Here is a 3,264-nt window from a genome sequence, read left to right as displayed (position 1 = left end):
AGGATTTTATGATTTATTACATCAGCAAATACTTAGGATTGTTTCTTCTCTATCTCTTTTGCCGCTTTCGGGTAAGTGGCCGTAAAAATTTCCCAAAATCAACTCCCTGCTTAATCGTTTCTAATCACGCCAGTTATTTGGATCCGATAGTTATCGGCTGTGCTTGTCCCAGGCGAGTCTATTTCGTCGCTAAAGAAGAATTGTTTCAAAATCCGGTTGCTAAATTTTTCCTCAATCAGTTAGGAGCCTTTCCTTTGAGAAGGGGTGAAGCCGACCGCAGCGCAGTTAAGAAAATATTTGCACTCATAAAAGAGAATAAAGTGGTGTGTCTATTTCCGGAGGGGACCAGAAACCAAGGTGAAGTTGGTGATTTTCGCTCCGGTGCGATAAAATTATTGATGAAAGCCAAAGCTGATGTGGTAGTGGCTGGGGTGACCGGAACTTTTGAAAGCTATCCCCGCGGAGCAAGGTTTCCCAAACCTCATCCGATCCAGGTTCATTTCTCTGAGCCTCTACCCCAAAACGGTCTCAATCAGTCTGAATGGGAGGAAAGATTAAAAAGAAAGATGGAGGAGTTCATTCATGATGATCGGTAAAAAGCTCGATTGGTGCCTGACAGGTCTCATCTCTTTTTTTGTGGTGATTGTTATTGGTTCTTCGGTTCAAGCCCAAATCGAAAAAATAGAGTTGAGCATTGAAGAAGTTACTGACCAAAAAACTCCCTATTTGAATTATCCAGTAAGCGTTATTGTACAGGAAGAAAGCGGCTTGGTATTGATTAGCGACTGGGCTAACGACCGCCTGGTTATTACCGATCAAAACGGAAAAACCCAAAAAATTATCCCCGGCTTGGAAGGTCCAGTAGGGATAGTTTATGATTCCCCCACCAACCGCCTCTATCTTACTGAGCAAAAAGCCAACCGAATTCGAATTTTGGATGGTTCTACTTTTGCGCCGATCAGCGAGCTTAAAATTCAGGGAATTACTCTGAATGAACCTCGGGGTCTCTGGATGGATAATGGCCGTAATATCTATCTGGTTGATACTATGAATTCTCGGATTGTGATTTTTGATCAAGAAGGGAATCTGATCAGGACTATTGGGAAAGAGGGAATGGGAGATGATGAATTCTATTATCCCCGGGGTATATCTGTTGATTCCCAAGGAAGAATATGGATGACCGATACTCTTCATCACACAGTGAAGGTGTTTGATTCAGTGGGAAATTATCTTTTTCGTATTGGAAAAGGTGGCAGTGGTCCCGATGATTTAGATCGGCCTCGATATGTAATCGTAAAAGATGAAACAGTGATTATTTCTGATTATCGAAATAACCGTTTGAAGATTCATAATACTCAAGGTGAGCTGATTGGGATAGTCGATAGAATTGGTGGTGATCACCTCCTCAATCCTGAAGGGTTATGGATCGATGGGAATGGTTATCTTTGGGTCGCCGATTCCGGTAATAATCGGGTGGTCAAACTGGATATGACCTTTTTAATGAACCGGGAAGCCTACCTGGCATCTTTATTGTCCGAAGACAAGATCGATGAATTTTTAAGAGAAGCTGCCTCTCTTTCTCCAGAAAAACGGCAAAAACCTGAAATCAGTGCTCTTTTTTATGCTGCTTACCAGAAAAAAGATGATTTAGAGAATATGATTGCTGAGGCTGAAAATATTTGGATGAAAGATGAGGAGAACCGCTCAACCTGGTCAGAAGAATTGGGGATACTTTACTACCGAAAAGCGACCCTATCTCGGGCAGCCCAACCTGCTGCAACGGTAAAAGCATTATATCGTAAGTCAATTCAATATGGTTATAAAAAAGCTTACATCCCCTATATTTGGACATCATTTTTGATGTTGGGTGGATCCAATCTTTTTCTGATTATCCTTATAATTATGCTTTTAGTGTTGTTGTTTGTGCTATATAGAATTCGTATAGCCCGTACACGGAGGTGGTAAGAAAATGGATAGGCTACCAGCGGTTGCCGGTTATTTTTATCCAGAGAATAAAAATGAATTAGATAGCTTAATTAATAAAGTCTTTGAGTCGGAAATCGGAGCTGCCGGGAAAATTGATCAGGATTTTCCCACTAAGATAAATGGAGTGGTTTGTCCTCATGCCGGGATAATTTTTTCAGGTGGTGTCGCTTCCTGGGCTTATGCGGTTCTTTCGCGGATCGATCCAATTGATACTTTTATTATTATCGGACCCAATCACCGAGGCTTGGGAAGAAGAGCTTCGCTAAGTTCGGCCGAATCGTGGATCACTCCCCTGGGGAAGGTTGAGGTTGACCAGGAAATGGTAGACTTTTTTTTATCGTCTACGGCGATTTTTACCATCGATGATCGAGCTCATCAATTTGAGCATTCTTGTGAAATACAGATCCCCTTTCTACAGCATTTTATTCCCTTTTCTTTTAAAATATGTCCTATTTCTCTTTTGGACCAAACCTTGGAAACTGTTCAAATCATTGGTCAGGTAATCAACCAAATTTCTCAACAGAAGAAAATCGTAATAATCGCCAGTACCGATTTTACTCATTATGAATCGGATACAGTGGCTCGGGAGAAGGATTTAATTTGTATTGATAATATTATTCGTCTTGATGGAGAGGAATTCTTTCACAGTATTCATAGAAAAAAAATATCAATCTGTGGACCGGGAGGGGTTGGTGCTTTGATTGAGTTTCAAAAAAATCGCCATTCGTCCCGAGGCACTCTTCTTTGTTATGCTACCAGTGGTGATATCAACGGTCAGTATGACCAAGTGGTTGGTTACGCTGCCATAGCCTTTCCTCAGTAGTTGTGGAGTCTTTTATTTTAGTTTGATATTCTGAGGAATCCGGTGTTTTTAACTGACGACGTGAGAATCCCGTTAGCCAAATCTATTATTGTAAGGAGTCTAATCGTCTTTTGGTTTAACGACTTCGCAATCTCATTTACTCAATTTGTCATTCTGAGGAGCGTATTGTGCGACTTGAGAATCTCATCTTTTTAAATAATTATGAAGAACAAAGACATAAAAGAGGAGATCCTCACGCTCTCAAAAAGCGAGGGCTTAGGATGACGCATATCTACAACCACTTTTCACCTTGATAAAAGAAGGTTGGGATGAGGGTGAAAGTCAGGACTCTGATTCATGTTTGGTTTTAAAAATTAAAGTTTGATGTAAATACCAAAGCATCCCCCTCACCTTAATCCTCTCCCACCAGGGGAGAGGAAAAAAAGAAAAGAAAGAAGCTCTCCCACCAGGGGAGA

General features: G+C 41.0%; 3 protein-coding genes. All 3 read left to right on the top strand.

Annotated elements, in window-relative coordinates; all coding sequences use genetic code 11:
• Positions 1–596, top strand: a 596-nt coding sequence (locus PLK24_RS06040) for a lysophospholipid acyltransferase family protein (RefSeq protein WP_324477279.1), incomplete at its 5' end; no start/stop codon positions are given.
• Entirely contained in the window at positions 583–1,965 is a 1,383-nt protein-coding gene (locus tag PLK24_RS06035; RefSeq protein ID WP_324477277.1) for an NHL repeat-containing protein, read from the top strand. The genes PLK24_RS06040 and PLK24_RS06035, both read left to right, overlap by 14 nt.
• Before the next feature lie 4 nt (positions 1,966–1,969).
• A complete protein-coding gene (gene amrB, locus PLK24_RS06030) occupies positions 1,970–2,809 on the top strand; it encodes an AmmeMemoRadiSam system protein B (RefSeq protein ID WP_324477275.1) in 840 nt (279 codons plus the stop codon).
• The last annotated feature ends 455 nt before the right edge of the window (positions 2,810–3,264 follow it).

Origin of the sequence: Atribacter sp. (genome assembly GCF_035418125.1) — a bacterium.
GTDB classification, from domain to species: Bacteria; Atribacterota; Atribacteria; order Atribacterales; family Atribacteraceae; genus Atribacter; species Atribacter allofermentans.
Note: the sequence above shows the minus strand (reverse complement) of the source record. Positions and strands in the feature narration are given on the sequence as shown.